23 protein-coding genes are annotated in these 20,646 nt (G+C 75.9%); 9 read left to right on the top strand and 14 right to left on the bottom strand.

Annotation, left to right across the window (positions count from 1 at the left end; all coding sequences use genetic code 11):
- Both DT057_RS21215 and hpxZ read left to right on the top strand, forming a co-directional pair.
- Positions 1–1,332 (top strand): AtzE family amidohydrolase (locus DT057_RS21215; RefSeq protein ID WP_128564097.1); only part of this gene is annotated, 1,332 nt, incomplete at its 5' end.
- Positions 1,333–1,415: 83 nt separating this feature from the next.
- Positions 1,416–1,838, top strand: coding sequence for an oxalurate catabolism protein HpxZ (gene hpxZ / locus DT057_RS21210; RefSeq protein WP_407068130.1), 423 nt, complete (start codon positions 1,416–1,418; stop codon positions 1,836–1,838).
- Positions 1,839–1,961: 123 nt separating this feature from the next.
- Here hpxZ and DT057_RS21205 read toward each other — a convergent pair whose 3' ends face one another.
- From DT057_RS21205 to DT057_RS21190, 4 genes are all read right to left on the bottom strand, one after another.
- Positions 1,962–2,678: an MgtC/SapB family protein gene (locus DT057_RS21205; protein ID WP_128564096.1), complete on the bottom strand. Its 717-nt coding sequence runs from the start codon at positions 2,676–2,678 to the stop codon at positions 1,962–1,964.
- Between the two features lie 235 nt (positions 2,679–2,913).
- Positions 2,914–3,402 (bottom strand): NUDIX hydrolase, encoded by a 489-nt coding sequence (locus DT057_RS21200; protein ID WP_128564095.1) that lies wholly within the window; start codon positions 3,400–3,402, stop codon positions 2,914–2,916.
- A gap of 273 nt (positions 3,403–3,675) precedes the next feature.
- Entirely contained in the window at positions 3,676–4,137 is a 462-nt protein-coding gene (locus tag DT057_RS21195) for a MarR family winged helix-turn-helix transcriptional regulator (protein ID WP_128564094.1), read from the bottom strand.
- Between the two features lie 608 nt (positions 4,138–4,745).
- Entirely contained in the window at positions 4,746–5,093 is a 348-nt protein-coding gene (locus tag DT057_RS21190) for a hypothetical protein (RefSeq protein WP_128564093.1), read from the bottom strand.
- A gap of 274 nt (positions 5,094–5,367) precedes the next feature.
- Here DT057_RS21190 and DT057_RS21185 point away from each other — a divergent pair, with 274 nt between their 5' ends.
- The 3 genes from DT057_RS21185 (at position 5,368) to DT057_RS21175 (ending at position 7,406) form a co-directional block, all read left to right on the top strand.
- On the top strand, positions 5,368–6,300 hold the full coding sequence (locus DT057_RS21185; RefSeq protein ID WP_128564092.1) for a C40 family peptidase: 933 nt from the start codon (positions 5,368–5,370) through the stop codon (positions 6,298–6,300).
- 72 nt (positions 6,301–6,372) lie between these two features.
- Complete coding sequence (locus DT057_RS21180) at positions 6,373–7,089, top strand: AzlC family ABC transporter permease (protein WP_128564091.1); 717 nt, start codon at positions 6,373–6,375, stop codon at positions 7,087–7,089.
- Positions 7,086–7,406: an AzlD family protein gene (locus DT057_RS21175; RefSeq protein ID WP_128564090.1), complete on the top strand. Its 321-nt coding sequence runs from the start codon at positions 7,086–7,088 to the stop codon at positions 7,404–7,406. The genes DT057_RS21180 and DT057_RS21175 overlap by 4 nt, the downstream gene beginning before the upstream one ends.
- 40 nt (positions 7,407–7,446) lie before the next feature.
- Here DT057_RS21175 and DT057_RS21170 read toward each other — a convergent pair whose 3' ends face one another.
- The 4 genes from DT057_RS21170 to DT057_RS21155 form a co-directional block, all read right to left on the bottom strand.
- Positions 7,447–7,929 carry an arsenate-mycothiol transferase ArsC gene (locus tag DT057_RS21170; RefSeq protein ID WP_128564089.1) on the bottom strand — a complete coding sequence of 161 codons (483 nt, stop codon included), beginning with the start codon at positions 7,927–7,929 and terminating at the stop codon, positions 7,447–7,449.
- Between the two features lie 39 nt (positions 7,930–7,968).
- Positions 7,969–8,457: a UPF0262 family protein gene (locus tag DT057_RS21165; protein WP_128564088.1), complete on the bottom strand. Its 489-nt coding sequence runs from the start codon at positions 8,455–8,457 to the stop codon at positions 7,969–7,971.
- A 90-nt stretch (positions 8,458–8,547) separates the two neighbouring features.
- Positions 8,548–9,843: a histidinol dehydrogenase gene (gene hisD, locus DT057_RS21160; protein ID WP_128564087.1), complete on the bottom strand. Its 1,296-nt coding sequence runs from the start codon at positions 9,841–9,843 to the stop codon at positions 8,548–8,550.
- A gap of 47 nt (positions 9,844–9,890) precedes the next feature.
- On the bottom strand, positions 9,891–10,328 hold the full coding sequence (locus tag DT057_RS21155; protein WP_203236341.1) for a DUF2948 family protein: 438 nt from the start codon (positions 10,326–10,328) through the stop codon (positions 9,891–9,893).
- Positions 10,329–10,576: 248 nt separating this feature from the next.
- Between DT057_RS21155 and DT057_RS21150 the strand changes: the two genes are divergently transcribed.
- Positions 10,577–10,915 carry a hypothetical protein gene (locus DT057_RS21150; protein ID WP_407068131.1) on the top strand — a complete coding sequence of 113 codons (339 nt, stop codon included), beginning with the start codon at positions 10,577–10,579 and terminating at the stop codon, positions 10,913–10,915.
- Between the two features lie 6 nt (positions 10,916–10,921).
- Here DT057_RS21150 and DT057_RS21145 read toward each other — a convergent pair whose 3' ends face one another.
- From DT057_RS21145 to DT057_RS21135, 3 genes are all read right to left on the bottom strand, one after another.
- On the bottom strand, positions 10,922–11,815 hold the full coding sequence (locus DT057_RS21145) for a dihydrodipicolinate synthase family protein (protein ID WP_128564085.1): 894 nt from the start codon (positions 11,813–11,815) through the stop codon (positions 10,922–10,924).
- Between the two features lie 125 nt (positions 11,816–11,940).
- The gene (locus DT057_RS21140) at positions 11,941–13,080 is read right to left on the bottom strand and encodes an alanine racemase (RefSeq protein WP_128564084.1); all 1,140 of its coding nucleotides are present in this window, start codon (positions 13,078–13,080) and stop codon (positions 11,941–11,943) included.
- A 25-nt stretch (positions 13,081–13,105) separates the two neighbouring features.
- On the bottom strand, positions 13,106–13,591 hold the full coding sequence (locus DT057_RS21135) for a MarR family winged helix-turn-helix transcriptional regulator (protein ID WP_128564083.1): 486 nt from the start codon (positions 13,589–13,591) through the stop codon (positions 13,106–13,108).
- Positions 13,592–13,821: 230 nt separating this feature from the next.
- Here DT057_RS21135 and DT057_RS21130 point away from each other — a divergent pair, with 230 nt between their 5' ends.
- Positions 13,822–15,243, top strand: coding sequence for an MFS transporter (locus DT057_RS21130; protein ID WP_128564082.1), 1,422 nt, complete (start codon positions 13,822–13,824; stop codon positions 15,241–15,243).
- Between the two features lie 44 nt (positions 15,244–15,287).
- A complete protein-coding gene (locus tag DT057_RS21125) occupies positions 15,288–16,928 on the top strand; it encodes an FAD-dependent monooxygenase (protein WP_128564081.1) in 1,641 nt (546 codons plus the stop codon).
- Positions 16,929–16,974: 46 nt separating this feature from the next.
- On the opposite strand, the gene murA is transcribed toward DT057_RS21125, so the two are convergent.
- Both murA and DT057_RS36195 read right to left on the bottom strand, forming a co-directional pair.
- Positions 16,975–18,264, bottom strand: coding sequence for a UDP-N-acetylglucosamine 1-carboxyvinyltransferase (gene murA / locus DT057_RS21120; protein ID WP_128564080.1), 1,290 nt, complete (start codon positions 18,262–18,264; stop codon positions 16,975–16,977).
- Positions 18,265–18,385: 121 nt separating this feature from the next.
- Positions 18,386–18,544 carry a hypothetical protein gene (locus DT057_RS36195; RefSeq protein WP_203236340.1) on the bottom strand — a complete coding sequence of 53 codons (159 nt, stop codon included), beginning with the start codon at positions 18,542–18,544 and terminating at the stop codon, positions 18,386–18,388.
- Positions 18,545–18,795: 251 nt separating this feature from the next.
- Between DT057_RS36195 and hemA the strand changes: the two genes are divergently transcribed.
- On the top strand, positions 18,796–20,055 hold the full coding sequence (gene hemA / locus DT057_RS21115) for a 5-aminolevulinate synthase (RefSeq protein ID WP_128564079.1): 1,260 nt from the start codon (positions 18,796–18,798) through the stop codon (positions 20,053–20,055).
- A 68-nt stretch (positions 20,056–20,123) separates the two neighbouring features.
- On the opposite strand, the gene DT057_RS21110 is transcribed toward hemA, so the two are convergent.
- Positions 20,124–20,645: a GNAT family N-acetyltransferase gene (locus DT057_RS21110; protein WP_128564078.1), complete on the bottom strand. Its 522-nt coding sequence runs from the start codon at positions 20,643–20,645 to the stop codon at positions 20,124–20,126.
- Position 20,646: the final 1 nt, after the last annotated feature.

Raw genomic sequence — 20,646 nt, 5'->3', positions numbered from 1 at the left:
GCGCGCGACGCCGTCGCGGCCGCCCTCGCCCGCATCGCGGCCGCCGACCCGGCGGTGAACGCCTTCACGGACGTGACCGGCGACCGGGCGCTGGCGGCGGCGGAGGCCCTCGACGCGCGGCTCGCCCGCGGCGAGCCGGCCGGCCCCCTCGCCGGGGTGCCGTTCGCGGTCAAGAACCTGTTCGACGTCGCCGGGCTGCCGACCCGGGCGGGCTCGCGGATCAACCGCGAGCACCCGGCGGCCGGCCGCGACGCCTGCTTGGTGCGCCGCCTGGAGGCGGCCGGCGCGATCCTGGTCGGCGCCCTCAACATGGGCGAGTACGCCTACGACTTCACCGGCGAGAACGTCCACGACGGGCCGAGCCGCAACCCGCACGACCTCGCCCGCATGAGCGGCGGCTCGTCGGGCGGGTCGGGCGCGGCGCTGGCCGCCGGGATGGTGCCGCTGACGCTCGGCTCCGACACCAACGGCTCGATCCGGGTGCCGGGCGCCTTCTGCGGCGTGTTCGGCCTCAAGCCCACCTACGGGCGCCTGAGCCGGGCCGGCAGCTTCCCGTTCGTCGGCAGCCTCGACCATCTCGGGCCCATGGCCCGCACGGTGGGCGACCTCGCGCTCGCCTACGACGCGATGCAGGGTCCCGATCCCGAGGACCCGGTGGCGCGGGCGCGTCCCCCGGAGCCGGCGACCCCGACCCTCGAGGACGGCACCGGGAGCCTGCGCATCGCGGTGGCGGGCGGCTACTTCGCCACCGGCGGGGATCCGGCCGCCTTCGCGGCGGTGGGTCTGGCCGCGGCGGCGCTGGGTGCGCGGTCCGTGGTGGAGATCCCCGAGGCGGCGCGGGCCCGGGCCGCGGCCTACGTGATCACGGCCGCCGAGGGCGCCGCCCTGCACCTCGACCGCCTCCGCGCCCGCCCGGGCGACTTCGACCCGGCGGTGCGCGACCGCCTGCTCGCCGGCGCCATGATCCCGGCCCCGCTGGTGGAGCGGGCGCAGCGCTTCCGGCGCTGGTACGCGGCCCGGGTGGCGGCCCTGTTCGAGGGCGTCGACGTGATCCTGGCCCCCGCGACGCCCTGCCGGGCGCCGCGGGGCGGCGAGACCACCCTCGTCCTCGACGGCGTACCGATGCCGCTGCGGCCGAACATCGGCGTGTTCACGCAGCCGGTCTCGTTCATCGGCCTGCCGGTCGCCGCCGTGCCGGTCTGGCCGGACGGGGGGCTGCCGCTCGGGGTGCAGGTCATCGCCGCGCCCTGGCGCGAGGATCTGTGCCTGCGGGTGGCGCGGGCGCTGGAGCGGGCCGGAATCGGGCGGGCGCCGGTGGCGGCGCTCCCGTAGGACGGCCGCGCGCCCTCCGCCCGCCCGGTGCGGCGCGCCCGGACACTCAGCCGGGACCGGGCGGTTCTCCCGGGACCGGAGGCATGGAGAGAGCCGACGTGGACACCGACGATCCCGCCGTGAGGGCGGAAGTGGAGGCCGCCTTCGCGGCCTACGAGGCGGCGCTGGTCGGCAACGACGTCGCCGCCCTGGAGGCGGCGTTCTGGGACGATCCCCGCACCATCCGGTACGGCGGGGCCGAGAACCTCTACGGCATGGACGCGATCCGGGCCTTCCGCCGCGCCCGCGCGCCGGTGGGGCTGGCGCGCACGCTCGACGCGACGGTGATCACCACCCACGGGCACGACTTCGCCACCGCCATGACGCTGTTCTACCGGGCCGGCAGCCCGGGGGCGGTCGGGCGCCAGAGCCAGACCTGGCGCCGCTTCCCGGACGGCTGGAAGGTCGTGGCCGCCCACGTCTCCGTCATCCCGGAGCCGGCGGAGGTCCCGCCCGCCGGCGCTTGAGCGCGCCCGGCGGACGCCTCGCCCCCCGCGGCGCTCCGCAGGGGCGGCGGTCTCCCGGCCGCGCTCCTGCGGGGCTGGATCCGGGTCACCCTGCCCGGACGGGGCCCCGGATCCCCGGGAGCCCTAATCCGAGGTGCGCACCGTCCAGGTGGCGTGGCGGACGCCGTCGGTCCTCTCGAGCCGGGCCGTCACGGCCTCGATCTCGGCGGGGTCGATGGCGGTGCTGAGGAGCGTCGCGACGAGCTCGACCTCGTCCTCGCCGCGCTCCTCCACCTCGACCTCGCGCACCGGGTAGTCGGCCGCCTCCAGCCGCTCCACCAGCAGGTCGCGCACCGCGCCGAGGCGGTCGGTGTGGGTGGTGGCGCGCACCTCGTAGGTCGCCTCCGTCTGGCGCTCGTCGATGGGGATGCGATTGATGGCGTTGACGAGCGGGCGCAGCAGGGTGTTGCCGGCCAGCACCGCCGCGGTGAGCAGCACCGCCTCGCCCCCCATGTCGACGCCCGACAGGGCCCCGACCGCGGCCGAGCACCACAACGTCGCCGCCGTGTTGAGGCCGCGGACGTTCATGCCCTCCTTCATGATCACGCCGGCGCCCAGGAAGCCGACGCCCGAGACCACGTAGGCGACGATCCGGATCGCGCCGTCGCCGTGGCCGAGCCGCATGCCGAGATCCACGAAGGCGGCGGCGCCGACCGCCACCAGCACGTTGGTGCGCAGGCCCGCGGTGCGCTGCCGATACTGCCGCTCGGCCCCGATGAGCGTTCCGAGCACGAAGGCGCAGAGGAGGCTGAGGGCCGAGTTCAGGAACTCGCCGGGCTGGAAGGCCTGCACCATCGCCATCGCGTCGCGATCCTTCGAGACATCCGCCGGGCCCGGGCGCGGCCCGGTTACGCCGCGCGTCATAGCGGGGCCGTGTGACGGTGCGATAGGGGCCGGCGCGCGGCGCGCACCCGGGATGATGACAGACCAGGCAGGCGCCCCGCCGCCGGTCGACGGCAAGGCAGGGCGCACGCGGTCGTTCTGCCCATATTCCAGGCATGACTGCTCGCCGGAGAGGCACGTCGCGCGGGTGCGGTTAGGACTTGCGCGATTCCGCGCCATGCGCGCCGGTCGCCCGGATGAGGGCGGCGAGGCCGACCTCGGTCACCGCCTCGGCGGCTTCCTGGACGGTGAACCAGTGCCCCTCGCGCTCGTGCTGCTCGGGCCAGGTCTTGAGCTGCTTGCGCACGTCCAGGCGGAACACCTGGACCTGGCACAGCACCGTGTCGCGGCTCTTGAGGCGCTTGCGGTAGAAGTAGCTGCCGATCGCGCGCTTGCCGACGCGGCCGATCAGGCCGGCCTCCTCGTAGGCCTCCCGCGCCGCCGCCTCGTAGTTCTTCAGGCCCTTCATGGGCCAGCCCTTGGGGATGACCCAGCGGCGGGTCTCCCGGGAGGTGATCAGCATGACCTGGAGGGCGCCGTCGGGCCCCGGGCGCGTCGGGAGCACCCCGACCTGGCGCCGCGGCTGCTCGTCTCGCTCCGACCAGCCCGTCAGGGCACCGGCCAAGGCCCGCAAGCGCTTCATGCGCGCCCAACGTGCGGGGAGCAGCGACGTTCGTCGGAGCGGAGGGACAGGCGAATCACGGTGCGGTCATGACCCGGTCGAACGGGAGCGGAGAGGTCCGGAGCGCGATCCGGTCCGGTCGAGGCCGCCGTGGGGCGAGGCGGCCGCGCGGATGCCGGCGCCCGCGCCGGCCGTCTTAGCCACGTCCGGGGACGCCGCTCAAGCACGAATCGTTGCCCGGCAAACCATCGCGCGGCCGCGGGCCCGGGCCGGGCCCGCGCGGGCCCCGGCGCCTCACGCGTCGCCGGCCAGGGTGGCGATCAGGTCGTCGAGGCGCGTGCGGAGCTCGGCGATCTCGGCCTCGGTCATCTGGAGGTGGTGCACCACGGTCCGGCGCACCTCCACGGCCGCGTCCTGGAGGGCGAGCCCCTCGTCCGTGAGGCTGACCTCGACCTCGCGCTCGTCGACCTGGCGGCGGGTCCGGCGCACGAAGCCGGCGGATTCGAGCCGCTTCAGCACCGGGGTCAGGGTGCCGGAATCGAGGCGCAGGCGCCGGCCGATCTCCGAGACGGTGAGGCCGTCCGTCTCCCAGAGCACGATCAGCACCAGGTACTGGGGATAGGTGAGGCCCAGTCGCTCCAGCAGCGGCCGATAGCACTTCGTCATGCGGTGGGAGGCGGCGTAGAGCGCGTAGCAGAGCTGGTTGTCGAGGCGTAGCGCGTCCACGCCCGTTCGGACGGGCTCGAGAGAGTTCATGTGCACACCATACTGACGGCACCCAGGCGCCGGAAACTCACGCACCCCGGTTCACAGTCATATCACGAGAGCGCGGTCCTCAGAACCGCGCCGAGCCCACGGACGGGGGACAATGATCCTCCCGCGCCGTCGCCCAGATCAATAGCATAAGTTGAGTGAGCTGCCGCCGGAACCCACCCTCGTCGGGGGTCCCGACATCGCGCCCGAAGGCGCCCTCCGCGACCCGGCCGTCCGCCGGCACCGGCCGGGCGCGGAACGCGGCGGCGGCGCGCCTGAGCCGAGGTCCCGCCGCGGCGGCCCGGGCGCAGGGCCAAGCGCCCGGGGGCGAGGCGGGGCCGCAAGCCCGCCTCCAGGGTTACCGGGGTCATCTTGTCGACCCGCTGCGTCCGCTCGAGCGGGCACCTGCTCGAGCGGGCACTTGCTCGAGCGGGCACTTGCGCACCCGGGCGACGAGGCCGGCACGCCGCAGCGCATCCGCGACCGTGGGCTCCCGGGGGCAACCCGCAGGCCGCGAGGAGCTGCCCTACCGCGCCCCCGACGGCACCGGCGCCCGGGACAGTCTCGTCGGCGGCTTCAGCGGGCCCGAATCCCGGGGGCGGCGTCGCGGCTCAGCGGCGTCCGTCGAGCGGGGGCCGGGTGCGGCGCTCGACCATCGGCCGCCCGACCCGGCGCTCCACGATCACCGTGCGCGGGCCGCGCAGGCCGTTGCCGGTGCTGATGATCCGCTCGGGGTTGCGCTCGGCCTTCGGCCTCACGGCCTGGAGCACGTGCGGGCGGACCTCCTCGGGTGGCAGCCCGATCAGCCCGGCGGCGATCTCGACCTGCTGCTCGATGTCGTCCGCGAGGTCCTGGGCCGCCGCCACCGCCTCGGTGACGGTGGGCGGCTCCTTGCGCACCCGGATCGGCGGCAGGTTGCGGTGCTTGTCGGTCGGCTTCTTCACGGGACGGCTCATCATGATGGACGGACCATAGCGCAGGAGCGCCGATTGTTGCAGTGCAACACGCACATGCCCAACCCGGCGCGGCTGGATTGGTTGCGGGGGCGGCGCGCCGCGCCGGCGGCGTACGCCACGGGGGGAGTTCGCGAATTCGCCCCGGGCCCGGCGACCAGCGGGGAACCGGGCCGCCCCGGGCATACTGTCGCAGGCCCCGCCCGGTCCCGCATCGCTCCCCGAAATCCCCCGGCCGCCGCCCTTGTCCGGCCCGATCGGCGTTGCAAGAGTCGCGCCCGTGACGGACCTCGACGCCCCCTCCCGCCCCGATCCGCGCCTGATCCCGGCGCGGCCCGACCTCGCCGACGAGCGCCTGCGCGGCCTCGTGGCGGCGGACCGCTACGTCGCGGGCCGCCCGCGCAGGGTCGCGGCGCCGGTCGCGCCCCTCCACCGCGCCCCCGACCCGGCGGCCCCCCTCGACACGCAGGCCCTGCGGGGCGAGGCCGTGACGGTCTACGAGGAGCGGGACGGCTGGGCCTACGCCCAGCTCGCGGCCGATTCCTACGTCGGCTACCTCCCGGCCGCCGCCCTGGGCGCGCCCGGTCCGGAGCCGACCCACCGGGTGGCGGCCCTGCGCACCTTCGTCTACCCGGCCCCCGACCTGAAGCGGCCCGCCCTCGCGCATCTGAGCTTCGGCGCGCTCGTGACGGTCGAGGCGCAGGCGGGACCCTACGCGCGCCTGGCGGATGGCGGGTTCGTCTGGTCCGGGCACCTCGCCCCGCAGACGACCCGCGTGCCCGACTACGCGGCGACGGCCGAGCGCTTCCTCGGCACGCCCTACCTGTGGGGCGGCCGCAGCAGCCTCGGCCTCGACTGCTCGGGGCTCGTCCAGGCCGCGCTGGCGGCGGCCGGCATCGCGGCGCCCCGCGACAGCGACCAGCAGGAGCGCGCGCTCGGCACCGCGGTGGCGCTCGCGCCCGACCTCGCCGGCCTGCGCCGCGGCGACCTCGTGTTCTGGCGCGGCCATACCGGGCTGATGCTGGACGAGACCCGCCTGATCCACGCCAACGGCCACCACATGGCGGTGGCCATCGAGCCCCTGGCGGATGCGGCGGCGCGCATCCGGGCGGGCCGGGCGGGCCCCGGCACGGGCGACGGGGCCGTCACGGCGGTCCGGCGGCTCGCGCCCGCGGATCGACGACGGAGCGACGGCGGAGCGACGGCGGATTGACGCCCGCCGGGAGGGCGGGCACAGGGACGGCTCCCCGTCCGAATCCCCCGGCCTGCCATCTCCCGCCCGCTCATGTCGCATCCTTCCGCCGCGCCCTTCACTCGCGCCGGAATCCTCGCCGGCGTCCGGCTCAGCCTGCCGCTCTGGCCCAGCATCGCGGTGTTCGGGGCGGCGTTCGGGGCCGCCGCGGCGCAGCGGGGCCTGAGCCTGTGGGAGGCGGCGGGCGCGAGCGCGCTGATCTACGCGGGCTCGGCCCAGATGGTGACCCTGGAGGTCTGGGGCCGGCCCTGGAGCGTGAGCGCGCTCCTCGCCGCCATGACGGTCACGGCGCTGATCAACGCCCGCATGATCCTGATGGGCGCCACCATCCAGCCCTGGATGCGCGGCTCGCCGCTCTGGCGCACGGCGCTGACCCTGTTCGTGCTCGTCGACGCGAGCTGGCTTATCGGCGTGCGCCACCGGTCCGAGGGCGGCCGGGACCTCGGCGTGCTGTTCGGCGCCGGCATCGGGCTCTGGCCGCTCTGGGTGGCCGCGACCGCGGCCGGCCACCTCGCCGGCGCCCTCGTGACCCAGCCGCGGGCCTACGCCCTCGACATGATCCTGCCGGTGTTCTTCGCCGCCATGCTGGCGCCGCTCTGGCGCGGCGTGCGGCCGGCGCTGCCGTGGCTGGCCTCCGGCGCGGTGGCGCTCGTGGTGCAGCACCTGGTGCCGGGCTACGCCTTCATCGCGGCGGGCGCCGCGGCGGGGCTCGTCACGGGCCTCCTCGTCGACGACGGGGCCGCCCGATGATCGAGGGGCTGCTCGCGGGCCCGGCCGGCCCGTGGATCGCCATCCTGGCGCTGACGCTCGTCACCTACCTGTGCCGCGCCTCCGGGGTGATGCTGATGAGCCGGGTGCGGCTGACCCCGCGGGTCGAGCGGGCCTTGCGGGCCCTGCCGGGCTCGATCGTGGTGGCGACCGCCCTGCCGACGGGCCTCTCCGCCGGCCTGCCGGGGCTCGCCGGCCTGGCGGCGGCGGCCGCCGTCATGGCCCTGACCCGCTTCGAGCTCGCCGCCATCCTGGCGGGGCTCGGGATCGTGGCGGCCGGGCGGGCGCTGGGGTTCTGACGCGGCGGGCGGCCGGGCCCTCCCCGCGGCGCGCGCCGCGTCAGCGCAGCCGCTGCCGGATCCGGAACCCGAGCCCGTCCCGCACGTCCCGGTAGGCGTCGAGGCGCTGGTCGCGCGAGCCCTGCACGGCGGTCGGGTCCGGGGTCGGCCAGTACTCGACGTCCGCCGCGACCGTGCGGGTGAGCTCCAGGGCGGCGTGGTGGGCCTCCGGCGAGAGCGAGACGATCAGGTCGAAGTTCAGGCCCTCCCACTCCTCCAGCTCGTCCAGGGTGCGGGGGCGGTGGCGGGCGGCGTCGATGCCGACCTCCTCGAGGGCCGCGACCATGAACGGGTCCGTGGGCTCGCCCGAGCGCACGCCGGCGGATTGCACGTAGACCGAGCGGCCGAAGTAGTGCCGGGCCAGGGCCTCGGCGCAGGCCGAGCGCACGGCGTTGTAGTTGCAGACGAACAGCACCGACTGCACCCGCCGGCCGGACTTGCCTCCCGGGCCGTCCGGGGGATCAGCCACGCGGGGCTCAGCCATCCGCCACCCTCCCCTGCCGCCGCGGCGGCCGCCAGGACGTCAGCCTTTCCAGTGCAGGGCGAAGATCAGGGTGAACAGGCGCCGGGCGGTGTCGTGGTCGACCTCCACCTTGCCGTCCAGGCGCTGGCGCAGCAGCTCGGAGGCCTCGTTGTGGACGCCGCGCCGCCCCATGTCGATCGCCTCGATCTGGCTCGGCGAGGCCGTGCGGATGGCCTTGAAGTAGCTCTCGCAGATCATCTCGTAGTCCCGGATCACGCCCCGGAACGGCGTCAGCGACAGGAGGTGGGTCATCACCGGCTGGCCCTCCGCGGTGGCGATCCCGAAGGCGAGCTTGTTCTCCACGAGGCCCAGGGTGAGGGCGTAGGGCCCGCCGTCGTGGTTGGCGACCGCGAAGCGGTTGGCCTCCAGGATGTCGTAGATCGCGATGGCGCGCTCGTGCTCCTGGTCGGGGTTGCCGCGGCCGATCGACTCCTCGTCGAGGGTCACCGTGGCCAGCCGCTTGCACGGGTCGGGAGCATCGCTCGGCATCGGATTTCTCCCGGGTGGACGCGCCGCGGCGCCTCGGAGCGTAACAGAGGCCGGCGCGGGCAGGCGCGCAAGCGGGACGTGAGGGCCGTTTCAGAGGTTCAGCCGGATCGCCACCGAGCGGGCGTGCCCGTCGAGGCCCTCGGCGCGCCCGAGCGCCACGGCGGCGGGCCCGAGCGCCCGCAGGGCCTCCGGGGTGCAGGACAGGAGCGAGGTGCGCTTCATGAAGTCGAGCACGCCGAGGCCGGAGGAGAACCGGGCCGAGCGGGCGGTGGGCAGGACGTGGTTGGGGCCGCCCACGTAGTCGCCGATCGCCTCGGGCGTGTGGGCGCCGAGGAAGATCGCGCCGGCATTGCGCACCCGCGCCGCCAGGGCCTCGGCCTCCGCCGCCTCGATCTCCAGGTGCTCGGGGGCGAGGCGGTCGACGAGCGGCACGGCGTCCGCGAGCCGCTCCACCCGCACGATCGCGCCGTAGTCGCGCCAGCTCGCGGCGGCGATCGCGGCCCGGGGCAGCAGCGCGAGCTGCCCCTCGACCGCCGCCGCCACCGCGTCCGCGAGGGCGTCGCTGTCGGTGATCAGGATGGCCTGGGCGGCCGTGTCGTGCTCGGCCTGCGCGAGCAGGTCGGCCGCCACCCAGTCGGGGTTGGCCGAGCCGTCGGCCAGGATCAGCACCTCGGAGGGGCCCGCGATCATGTCGATGCCGACCTGCCCGAAGACCCGGCGCTTGGCCGCCGCCACGTAGGCGTTGCCGGGCCCGACGATCTTGGCCACGGGCGCGATGGTGGCGGTGCCGTACGCGAGGGCCGCCACGGCCTGCGCGCCGCCGACCCGGAAGACCTCGTCGACGCCCGCCAGCCGCGCGGCGGCGAGCACCAGGGGGTTCGTGACCCCGTTCGGGGCCGGCGCCACCATGGCGATGCGGGGCACGCCCGCCACCTTGGCGGGCACGGCGTTCATCAGCACCGACGACGGGTAGCTCGCGGTCCCGCCCGGCACGTAGAGCCCGACCGATTCGAGGGCGGTCCAGCGCCAGCCCAGGGTGACCCCGAGCGCGTCGGTCTCCCGGTGGTCGGCCGGCACCTGGGCCCGGTGGTAGGCCTCGATGCGCGCCTTGGCGAGCGCGAGGGCGGCGAGGGGCTCGGGCGGGGACGCCGCCACGGCGGCGTCGATCTCCTCCGGGCTCACCCGCAGGGCGGCCGCGGAGGCGTCGGGCCCGAGCCCGTCGAAGCGGCGGGTGTAGTCGAGGAGCGCGGCGTCGCCCCGGGCGGCGACGTCCCGGATGATGCCCCGCACCGTCTCGTCGACGTCCTCGGCCACCTCGCGCTTGACCGCCAGCAGCCGGGCGAAGTGCTGCCCGAAATCGGGATGGCGGGAATCGAGGCGCAGCATCGTGGATCCGGGCGGGTTCGTGTGGAGCGCCGCGACTGCCAAAAAAATCAGGCGGCGTCGAGGGGCACGTGCGCCGGCCGGCTCCCGGCCTGCCAGACGGGGCCCAGGTCCTTCATGGCGGCCTCGATGCACTCGAGGTCGAGCCGGATGGCGCCGCCGCCGGCGAAGACCAGGGTGGCGGTGCCGGAGGGCGCCTCGCCGGGCTCGAAGGTGACCGCGAGGAGCTCGAGGGGGTCGTCGGGCCGGTCGCGGGGGATGCTGCGGCAGCGCACCGCCAGCACCCGGTCGAAGTGCAGGCCGGTCAGGCGCCGGCGGGGCGGGGCGCCGTCGGGCGTGGCCCAGTCGAAGCGGCGGGCCACCAGGGCGAAGCGGCGCTGCCCGGGCAGGTAGGTGAGGTCCCCGACCCGCAGGATCGCGTCCTGCAGGTGGGCCGAGATGACCGCGAGATCCTCGGCGTCGAGGGCAGCGAGCCTGAGAAGATCCATCTCCGCGTCCTTCACTGTCGGCGTCCCTGAGTTGTGGAGGAGCGATCCTGCGCGGGATCGGCGTGACCGGTAGGTAGCGACGCCCCCCGCCGACGACAACCGCGCCGCCGCACGTTGCGGGGCCGCCGGGCCCGGGGGGCGCGCCGATTTTCCCGCCTGCCGCTGCGGCACCGGGAGGCTCAGCCCGCGTTCATCTGCCGGGCCCTAGCATCCGGCACGACTGGACCCGCCCTTCGAAGGAGACATCCGTGACACGTGTGGTGACCGCGGCGCTGGCCGCCCTGACGCTCGGCCTCGGGATCGCGCCGGCCTTCGCCCAGTACGGCGGCTATGACGAGGATTACCGCCCGCGCCGCCGCTTCGAGGAGCGCTACGACGACCGGCCGCGCTACCGCGGCGAGGAGTACGAGCGCCCGCGCTACCGCGGCGAGGGCTACGGCCGCGGGCCGGGCTACGACGGCGGCCGGATCGGCCGCATGTGCGTCACGGCGCGGGGCAACTGCCCGACGCGGCCGGCGCCCGTCAACGCCTCCTGCGGCTGCGAGATCCCGGGCTTCGGCTTCAAGCGCGGCGCCATCGGGTACTGACGGGCCTCAGCGCAGGCCCAGGCGGTCGATCGTGTCGGCGACCCGCTGCCGCGCGGGCTCCGGCAGGGGCAGGACGGGCCGCGGCGGCGCGGCCCGGCACAGGCCGAGGTGGTTCGCCGCCGCGTAGACGACGCGCAGGCTCGTGAACGTCCCGAACAGGTCCCAGAGCGGCCGCAGGCCGGCGTCGAGCCGCCGGGCGATCGCCGCGTCGCCGCTCCGGGCGGCCCGGACGATCGCCGCGCAGGGCTCCGGGAACAGGCCGGCCGCGACGCTGTACCAGGCGTCGGCGCCGGCGAGCAGCGCGTCGAGCGCGTTCCCGTCGACGCTGCAGCCGACCGCGAAACCCTCCGGCACCGCGGCGCGCAGCGCGGCGAGGTGGGACGCGACCGCGCCGGGGCCCGGGGCCGGGCTCTTCACCGCCACCACGCCCGGGAGGCGGGCGAGGCGGCCGACGAGCGCCGGGCCGAACGCGAAGTGGGTGGTGCCGGGATTGTCGTAGATGCAGAGCGGGAGACCGCTCTCCCGCGCCACGGCGGCGAAGTGCGCGAACACCTCGTCGTCGTTCAGCGGCGTGTAGGAGACGGGCGCGAGCAGCCCCGCGGCGGCGCCGGCGTCCCGCGCGTCCCGGGCGAGCCGCACGGCCTCGTCGGTGCGCAGGGCGCCGACCCCGACCAGGACCGGGACGCGGCCCGCCGCGAGGTCGAGCGCCGCCTCGAGGGCGCGGCGGCGCTCCGCCCGCGAGAGGTAGGGGTAGGACCCGGTGCTGCCGAGGAGCCCGATCGAATCGACGCCGGCCGCGAGCAGGCGCGCGAGGAGCACGCGCAACGCCGCGACGTCGACCTCGCCCGCGGGGTCGCACGGGGTGATGGGGAAGGCCGAGAGGCCGGTCAGGCGCGTCATGATCGAGCCTCGTGTCCTGGCGTGGCGACGGTGCCGGCGCCTGATTGCCCGCCGGGGCTACCAGCCCGCCGGGGCTACCAGCCCGCCGGGGCTACCAGCCCGCCGGGGCTACCAGCCCGCCGGGGCTACCAGCCCCGGAAGCGGTCCCAGTGGGCGAGCGTCCCGGTCCCGTCGGCCGGCAGCACCGCGTAGGCGTCGAACTGCGCGCCGGTCGCGCAGGCGTGGTTCGGCAGGATGCGCAGCCGGGTCCCGACCGCCAGGTCCGGCAGGGCGGCGCGGCTGCCGGGCCGCACCGCGACGATGCCGTGCTCCTGGTTCGCCGCCTCGACGATCAGGTCGTCGAGCACCCGGCCCCCGGCGTCGCAGACGACGCCGTAGCCCTGGTCGACCGCCTGGGCCGCCGTGCCCCGGTCGCGCGACAGGGCCATCCAGCCCGCGTCCACGACGATCCAGCCGCGCTCCCGCTGGTGCCCGATGACTGTCGTCAGCACGGAGAGCGCGATGTCGTCCAGGGTGCAGACGCCGATGCCGGCCATCACGAGGTCGAACAGGACGTAGACGCCGGCCCGCACCTCGGTGACGCCGGACAGGTCCCGGGCGCGGTGTGCCGTCGGGGTGGAGCCGACGCTGACCACCGGGCAGGGCAGCCCGGCGGCCCGCAGGGCCTCGGCGGCCGCGACGGCGGCGCGGCGCTCGCGCTCCGCGAAGGCGGCCAGGGCCTCCGCGCCGGTCGCGCCGTAGCTCTCCCCGGCATGCGTGACGACGCCGCGCAGGGCCGCGCCGCCCTCCTCGAGGAGGCGGCCGATGGCCACGACCGCGGGGTCCTCCGGGCGCAGGCCGGAGCGGTGGCCGTCGCTGTCGATCTCGATCAGCACCGGCACGGCGTCGCCGGCCCGGCGGGAGGCCTGCGCCACGGCCTCGGCCTGGGCGGGCGAGTCCAGCACGAGGCTGAGGTCGCAGCCCGCGGCGCGCAGGGCCAGGACGCGGGGCAGCTTCTGCGGCGCGATGCCGACGCCGTACAGGATGTCCCGCACGCCCGCCGCCGCGAACACCTCCGCCTCCCGCAAGGTGGAGACGGTGGCGGGGCCGGTCCCGTCCGCCAGCACGCGCCGGGCCGCCTCCACCGACTTCACGGTCTTGAGGTGGGGCCGCGGCGCGACCCCGAGGCCCGCGAGATGGCGGCGCAGCCGGTCGACGTTCCGCAGCATGCGGCCCTCGTCCAGGACGAGGCTCGGGGTGGGCAGAACCGCGAGGGCATCCGTCATGTCGTGCTCCATGCCGCGGGCCCGGTCAGGCGGCCGCGCCGCGGCGCGCCTTCGTCAGCGGCACCCGGGAGGTCGCGTCGAAGGCGCCCGTCAGCTTCTTCAGGAGGCGCAGGAAGACCGGCCGCTCGGCCGGATCGAGGGGGGCGAGCAGCTGCTCGACCGCCCGGGCCGCCGGCGTCTCGAGCCGGGCGAGCAGGGCTCGGCCGGCCTCGGTCAGTTCCAGGCTGCGCCGGCGCTTGTCGGCGGGCTCGACCACGCGGGCCACGAGGGCGGCGCCCTCGAGGGTCTTGACCACCATCCCGGTCGTCGAGCGGTCGAGCCCGAGCAGGCGCGCCACCGTGATCTGGTCGACGCTGGGCCTGTGCCGGAGGAGGTACAGGATGCCGTACTGCGTGGTGGTGACGCCGAGCTCCGCCGTCTCGGCCACGAAGACCGAGACGGCGATCTGGTGCGCGCGGCGGATCATGAAGCCGGGGCGGTCGTACAGGACGTCCAGCGGATCGTCGGCCATCGCGGGGCTCTGGTGGGGGTCCGCCGGCGTCGCAGCGCGATCGGAAGGCCGGCCTGCTTTAGGCGAGCCGTCCCGGGCAGACAAGCGCGCCGGCGCGCCTCCCCGGGCCCGGGCAATTCATCAGACGTCTGACTAATCTTGACCCGGATCGCCGCATCTGCGAGCCTGCCGGCGCATCGGAGGCGGGCGACCGCCCTCCGCCACGACAACGCCACTCGGGACGAAACGCCATGGACCACGCCTCCGGGAGCGCTGCCGGCGCCCGACCCCCGGCCCGTGCCGAGACCCCGGCGGGCGCTGCCCGCGCGGTCGACGTCACGGCCTTCATCGACGACCGGCCGGTCGGCCGCTACCAGGTCCGGCTGCTCCTCGCCTGCGCGGCGGTGCTGTTCGTCGACGGCTTCGACACCCAGGCCATCGGCTACGTCGCGCCCGAGCTGGTGCGGGACTGGGCCCTGCCGCGGGGCGCCCTCGGGCCTGTCTTCAGCGCCGGCCTCCTCGGGCTGATGATCGGCGCCCTGGTGTTCGGTCCCCTGTCCGACCGCATCGGGCGCAAGCGCATCATCGTGGCGAGCACCGCGGCCTTCGGGCTCGGCACCCTCGCGACGGCGTTCGCGGGCGACACCGGGATCCTGATCGCGCTGCGCTTCCTCACCGGGCTCGGCCTCGGCGGCGCGATGCCGAACGCCGTGGCGCTGACCTCGGAGTTCAGCCCGCAGCGCCGGCGGGCCACCATGGTGATGACGATGTTCTGCGGCTTCTCGGTCGGGGCCGCGCTCGGCGGGCTGATCGCCGCGGCCCTGATCCCGGCCTTCGGCTGGCGCGCGGTCTTCCTCGTGGGCGGCGCCGCGCCCCTGGCGCTCGTCCCGCTGCTGGCCTGGCGCCTGCCCGAATCGGTCCGCTTCCTCGCCGTGTCGGGCCGCTCCGACGCGCAGGTGGGGGCGATCCTCTCCCGGGCCTTCCCGCACGAGCCCCTGCCCGCCGGCACGCGCTTCGCCGTCCACGAGCCCCACCTGCCGGGCCTCGCCGTCGCCCACCTGTTCGGCGAGGGCCGGGCGCGCACGACCCTGCTGCTCTGGGTCGTGTTCTTCATGAGCCTGCTCGACCTCTACTTCCTGTCGAACTGGCTGCCCACGGTGCTGAGCGACCTCGGCGCCTCGGTCTCGCTCGCGGCCGCGATCGGGTCCCTGCTGCAGGTCGGCGGCGTGGTCGGCACGGTGACGCTCGGGCGGTTCATCGACCGCTTCTCGTTCCGGGCCCTCGCCCTCACGTACGGCGTCGCGGCGGTCGCGGTGGCGGCGATCGGTGCGGCGGGCCACGCGATCGTGCCGGCGGCGCTCGCGATCTTCTGCGCCGGCTTCTGCATCGTCGGCGGCCAGATCGCCTCGAACGCCCTCGCGGCCGGCACCTACCCGACGCGGGTGCGCGCCACCGGCATCGGCTGGGCGCTCGGCATCGGCCGGGCCGGATCGATCGTGGGGCCGCTCGTCGGCGGCGCCCTCCTGGCCCAGCACTGGACGACGCAATCCCTCTTCCTCGCCGCCGCGGTGCCGGCCCTGTGCGCGGCCCTGGCTGCCCTGGCGCTCGCCCGCCGCGACGGCCGGGGCGCGGCGGCGCCGCGGGAGAGCACCCGGCCCGCCACCGCCCCGTGATCCCGTCCCCGACGCTCCCCGCCCTCCCGCGCGACGAGGCAACCATGACCGCATCCGACACACCCGCATCCGCCCCGCAGGTCGTCATCGTGGGCGGCGGCCCCGTCGGCATGGGGCTGGCGATCGATCTCGGGCAGCGGGGCGTGCGCTGCACCGTGGTCGAGCGCTACCCCGAGCCCCAGCCGATCCCCAAGGGCCAGAACCTGACCCAGCGCACCCTCGAGCACTTCCACTTCTGGGGCGCGGAAGCCGCGCTGCGGGCCGCCCGCACCATCCCGCGCGACTACGGCATCGGGGGGCTCACCGCCTACGGCACGCTCCTCGGCGGCTACGCCTACGACTGGCTCCAGCGCGAGCTGGTGCGGCCCTACTACTTCACCGACAACGAGCGCCTGCCGCAATACGCCACCGAGGCCGTGCTGCGCCGCCGCGCCGCCGCGATCCCGGCCGTGGAGACGCTCTACGGCTGGACCGCCGAGGACGTGGGGCAGGACGAGGCCGGCGTGCGGGTGACGGTGGCGCGGCGCGACGGCAGCGGCCGCCGCACCCTGCGGGCGCCCTACGGGGTCGGCTGCGACGGCAGCCGCTCGCTCATGCGGGAGCGGGCCGGCATCACCCAGACCCGCCAGGACCACGACCGGGTGATGGTGCTCCTGGTGTTCCGCTCGGAGGGGCTGCACGCGCTCCTGGAGCGCTTCCCCGGCAAGTCGTTCTACAACGTGCTGCACCCGGACCTGGAGGGCTACTGGCAGTTCTTCGGCCGGGTCGACCTCGGCACAACCTGGTTCTTCCACGCGCCCGTGCCGCCCGGGACCACCCGGGACAATTTCGACTTCCCGGGCCTGCTGCACGCGGCGGTCGGGGCCCCGTTCGACGTCGCGCTCGAGCATGTCGGCTTCTGGGACCTGCGCTTCGCCACGGCCGACAGCTACCGCCACGGCCGCCTGTTCGTGGCCGGCGACGCGGCCCACAGCCACCCGCCCTACGGCGGCTACGGCATCAACACCGGCTTCGAGGATGCCGCCAACCTCGGCTGGAAGCTCGCCGCCGCCCTCGCGGGCTGGGCCGGCCCGGGCCTGCTCGATTCCTACACGGCGGAGCGGCGCCCGGTCTTCGCCTCGACGGCCCGCGACTTCATAGAGCGGGCGATCCGCGTCGACCGGGACTTCCTCGCGGCCCACGACCCGGCCCGCGACCGGGCGGCCTTCGAGGAGGCCTGGCAGGCGCGCCAGTCCGGCGCCCGCTCCGAGGTCGGCGCCTACGCGCCGCACTATTCCGGCTCGCCGCTCGTCGCCGGGCCGCCCGGGGCCGAGTCCGGCGCCCTCGGCACCCACGCCTTCGCGGCGCGGGCGGGCCACCACCTCGCGCCCCTGGCGCTGTCGTCGGGGCGCAGCGTCTACGAGGCGCTCGGCGCGGGCTTCACGCTCCTGGCGCTCGGCGGCGACGGCCGCGGCGCGCGGGCCTTCCGCGAGGCCGCCGGGCGGCTCGGCATCCCGCTCACGGTGGTGGAGGACGCCCGGGACGGGGAGCCGGCCCGCTACGAGGCGGGCCTCGTGCTGGTGCGCCCCGACCAGTTCGTGGCCTGGGCCGGCGACGACGCGGTCCCGGACGCGGCGGCGATCCTCGGGCGGGCCGTCGGCCACGCGGACGGGGGCCGGCCGGACGGGCAGGCCCCGCGCGCCTGAGGGCGGCCCCCCGCCGGCGCGGCTCGCCGCCCGGGGCATCCGGGCCTCAGGCCCGCACGCGCCGGATCTCGGCGCCGCAGCGCACGAGCTTCGCCTCCAGGGCCTCGAAGCCGCGGTCGAGGTGGTAGACCCGGTTGATCTGGGTCTCGCCCTCGGCGGCGAGGCCGGCGATCACCAGGGAGACCGAGGCGCGCAGGTCCGTCGCCATCACGGGCGCGCCCTTGAGGCGCTCGACGCCCTCCACCACCGCGAGGTCGCCCTCGAGCCGGATCCGGGCGCCGAGGCGGGCGAGCTCCTGGACGTGCATGAAGCGGTTCTCGAAGATCGTCTCGCGGATGTGCGACTGGCCCCTGGCCCGGGTCATCAGCGCCATGAACTGCGCCTGGAGGTCGGTGGGGAAGCCCGGGAACGGGTCGGTGGTGACGTCGACCGCCGCGACGCCGCCGCCGTTGCGGCGCACCCGGATGCCGTTCGGCACCGACGTCACCTCGGCCCCCGTGGTGGCGAGGACGTCGAGGGCGCTGTGCAGGAGGTCGGCCCGGGTGTTCTCCAGCGTGACGTCGCCGCCCGCCATCGCCACCGCCATCGCGTAGGTGCCGGTCTCGATCCGGTCGGGCAGCACCTCGTAGCGGGCGCCCCCGAGGCGGGAGACGCCCTCGATCACGATGCGGGGCGTGCCGGCGCCCTCGATGCGCGCGCCCATCCGGGTGAGGCAGGCGGCGAGGTCCACCACCTCGGGCTCGCGGGCGGCGTTCTCGATCACCGTGGTGCCGTGCGCCAGCACCGCCGCCATCAGGGCGATGTGCGTGCCCCCGACCGTCACCTTCGGGAAGGTGATCTCGCCGCCGCGCAGGCCGTTGCGGGTGCGCACCACCGCGTAGCCGCCGTCGATCTCGATCGCCGCGCCGAGCTTCTCCAGGGCCATGAGCAGCAGGTCGACCGGCCGCGTGCCGATGGCGCAGCCGCCCGGCAGCGAGACCCGCGCCTCGCCGAAGCGGGCGAGGAGCGGCGCGATCACCCAGAAGCTCGCCCGCATGGTCGAGACCAGCTCGTAGGGCGCTGTGGTGTCGATGACGTTGCTGGCGGTGAGGCGGATGGTCTGGCCGGTCTCGGCCGTCTGCCCGGGGCGCTTGCCGACCACCATGTGGTCGACGCCGTGGTTGCCCAGGATGCGCAGGAGCGAGGCCACGTCGGCGAGACGCGGCACGTTCGAGAGCTCGAGCGTCTCGCCCGTGAGCAGGCTCGCGATCATGAGCGGCAGGGCCGCGTTCTTGGCGCCCGAGATCGGGATCACGCCGTGCAGCGGCGTCCCTCCGACGATGTGGATGCGGTCCATGTCACCATTCCCCCGCGCGCCGCCTCGCGGACCCGCGCCATGCTCCAGACACTCGAACTCTCGCACGCGAACTCTCGGCCGCGGCGGCGCCCCACGCGACACTCTTGGCCCCGCCGACCCGTCAACGCCGCTCGCCCCCGGGCCGATCCGCCGGCGGCTCGGGCGCGGGCTCGCCCTCGGCCGCCTCCCGGCCGCGGGCCTGCGCCTTGCGGCGCCTGAGGTTGTCGCGCAGCGCCGCCTTCAACCTCTGCGACCGCGCCCCGTCGTCGTTCCCGCTCATCGCGCGACCCATCGTCGCCATGACGAATTTCCCGCTTCCGTGCCCGGCCGCGAGGCGTCAGAAACCTCCGCCTCGCCCCTCGCACGGTTCAAGAGACAAAGCCGCCTCGAATCGAGCGAGATCAAGGCGCGACCCGCGGCGGACGGGGCTTGTTCGTCCCTGTCGCAGGACGGGCTCCCCAGCCGGAACCCGCCCGGTCCCGCCGCCCCGGCCCCCCGTCGCGGGGTCCGGCCAGCCCGCGAAGGACCCCGATGCCCGAGACCCGTCAGAGCGCGACCGACTACCAGGCCCATTTCCGCGGCGCCCTCGACCGCCTGCACGGCGAGCGGCGCTACCGCGTCTTCGCCGACATCGAGCGCGTCGCCGGCCGCTTCCCGACCGCCCTCTGGCGCCAGTCCGACGGCACGAGCCGCGCCATCACGGTCTGGTGCTCGAACGACTACCTCGGCATGGGGCAGCACCCCGACGTCGTGGCGGCCCTGACCGAGACGGCGCGGCGCGTCGGCGTCGGCGCCGGCGGCACCCGCAACATCGCCGGCAACACCTCGCCGCTGGTCGACCTGGAGCGGGAACTCGCCGACCTGCACGGCAAGGAGGCGGCCCTGGTCTTCACCTCCGGCTACGTCTCGAACCAGGCCGGCCTCTCGACCATCGCCAGGCTGATCCCGGACTGCCTGATCCTCTCGGACGCCTTCAACCACAACTCGATGATCGAGGGCGTGCGCCAGTCGGGCTGCGACAAGGCGATCTTCCGCCACAACGACCTCGGCCACCTGGAGGCGCTGCTCCGGGCGGCGGCGGGCCGGCCGACGCTCGTGGCCTTCGAGAGCGTCTACTCCATGGACGGCGACGTCTCGCCGATCGGGGCGATCTGCGACCTCGCGGAGCGCTACGGCGCCATGACGTACCTCGACGAGGTCCACGCCGTCGGCCTCTACGGGCCGCGGGGCGGCGGCATCGCCGAGCGCGACGGCGTGATGCACCGGGTCGACGTGATCGAGGGCACGCTCGCCAAGGGATTCGGCGTCGTCGGCGGCTACATCACCGGCTCGGCGGCGCTCTGCGACGCCGTGCGCAGCCACGCCCCGGGCTTCATCTTCACCACGGCGCTGCCGCCGGCGGTCGCCGCCGCCGCCACGGCGTCGATCCGCCACCTCAAGGGCTCGGGCGCCGAGCGCGAGGCCCACCAGCGCCAGGCCGCCCTCACCAAGGCCGCCCTCGCGGCCGCCGGCCTGCCGGTGCTCGCGACCGACACCCACATCGTGCCGGTGATGGTGGGGGACGCGGAGGCCTGCAAGGCGGCCGCCGACCGGCTGCTGGAGCGCCACGGCATCTACATCCAGCCGATCAACTACCCGACCGTGCCCCGCGGCACCGAGCGCCTGCGCATCACGCCCTCGCCCTTCCACGGCGAGGCGCACATCGCCCACCTGACCGAGGCGCTGGCGGAGGTCTGGGACGCCCTCGCCCTGCCGCGGGCCGGCACGGTGTTCGCGGAGGCGGCCGAGTAGGCCTCGCGGGAACCGGCCCCGGCGCTCCCCGAGGGGGCCCGGGGCAACGTCCGCGGCCCCGGCCGGCTTCAGCCCGCCGCCGGCGGCTGCGCCAGCACCAGGAGCCGGCGCCCCGGCCGCGTCCCGGGCTCCGCCGAGGGCGCGAAGCCGAGCCCGGTCAGCAGGCGCCAGGACGGCAGGTTGGCCTCGCGGCACTCGGCCACGATGGCCCGGCGGGGGGCGTGCCGCCGCAGGAGCGCGATGATCCCGGCCACCGCCTCGCGCCCGTAGCCCTGGCGCTGGGCGGCGCCCGCGACCCAGTAGCCGATCTCGATCCGGTCCCGCCCGCGCAGGTGCGTGCCGACGACGCCGACGAGGGCGCCGTCCGTCCGCCGCCAGGCGCCGACGAAGCGGTCGCGGCCGCGGCCGTCGCCCCGGATCAGCCCGCGGGCCTCGGCGAGCCCGAACGGCGAGGTCAGGATGTGGACGACCCCGGTGATCGCCGGATCGTCCGAGATGCGCTGCAGGGCCGGCGCGTCCGCCTCCTCGAGGGGCCGCAGGGCGAGGCGCTCCGTCCCGGACGGCGGCAGGCCCGCGAGGGTGTCGGTCACC

This window comes from Methylobacterium crusticola, from assembly GCF_003574465.1.
In the GTDB taxonomy this organism is placed as follows: domain Bacteria; phylum Pseudomonadota; class Alphaproteobacteria; order Rhizobiales; family Beijerinckiaceae; genus Methylobacterium; species Methylobacterium crusticola.
Note: the sequence above shows the minus strand (reverse complement) of the source record. Positions and strands in the feature narration are given on the sequence as shown.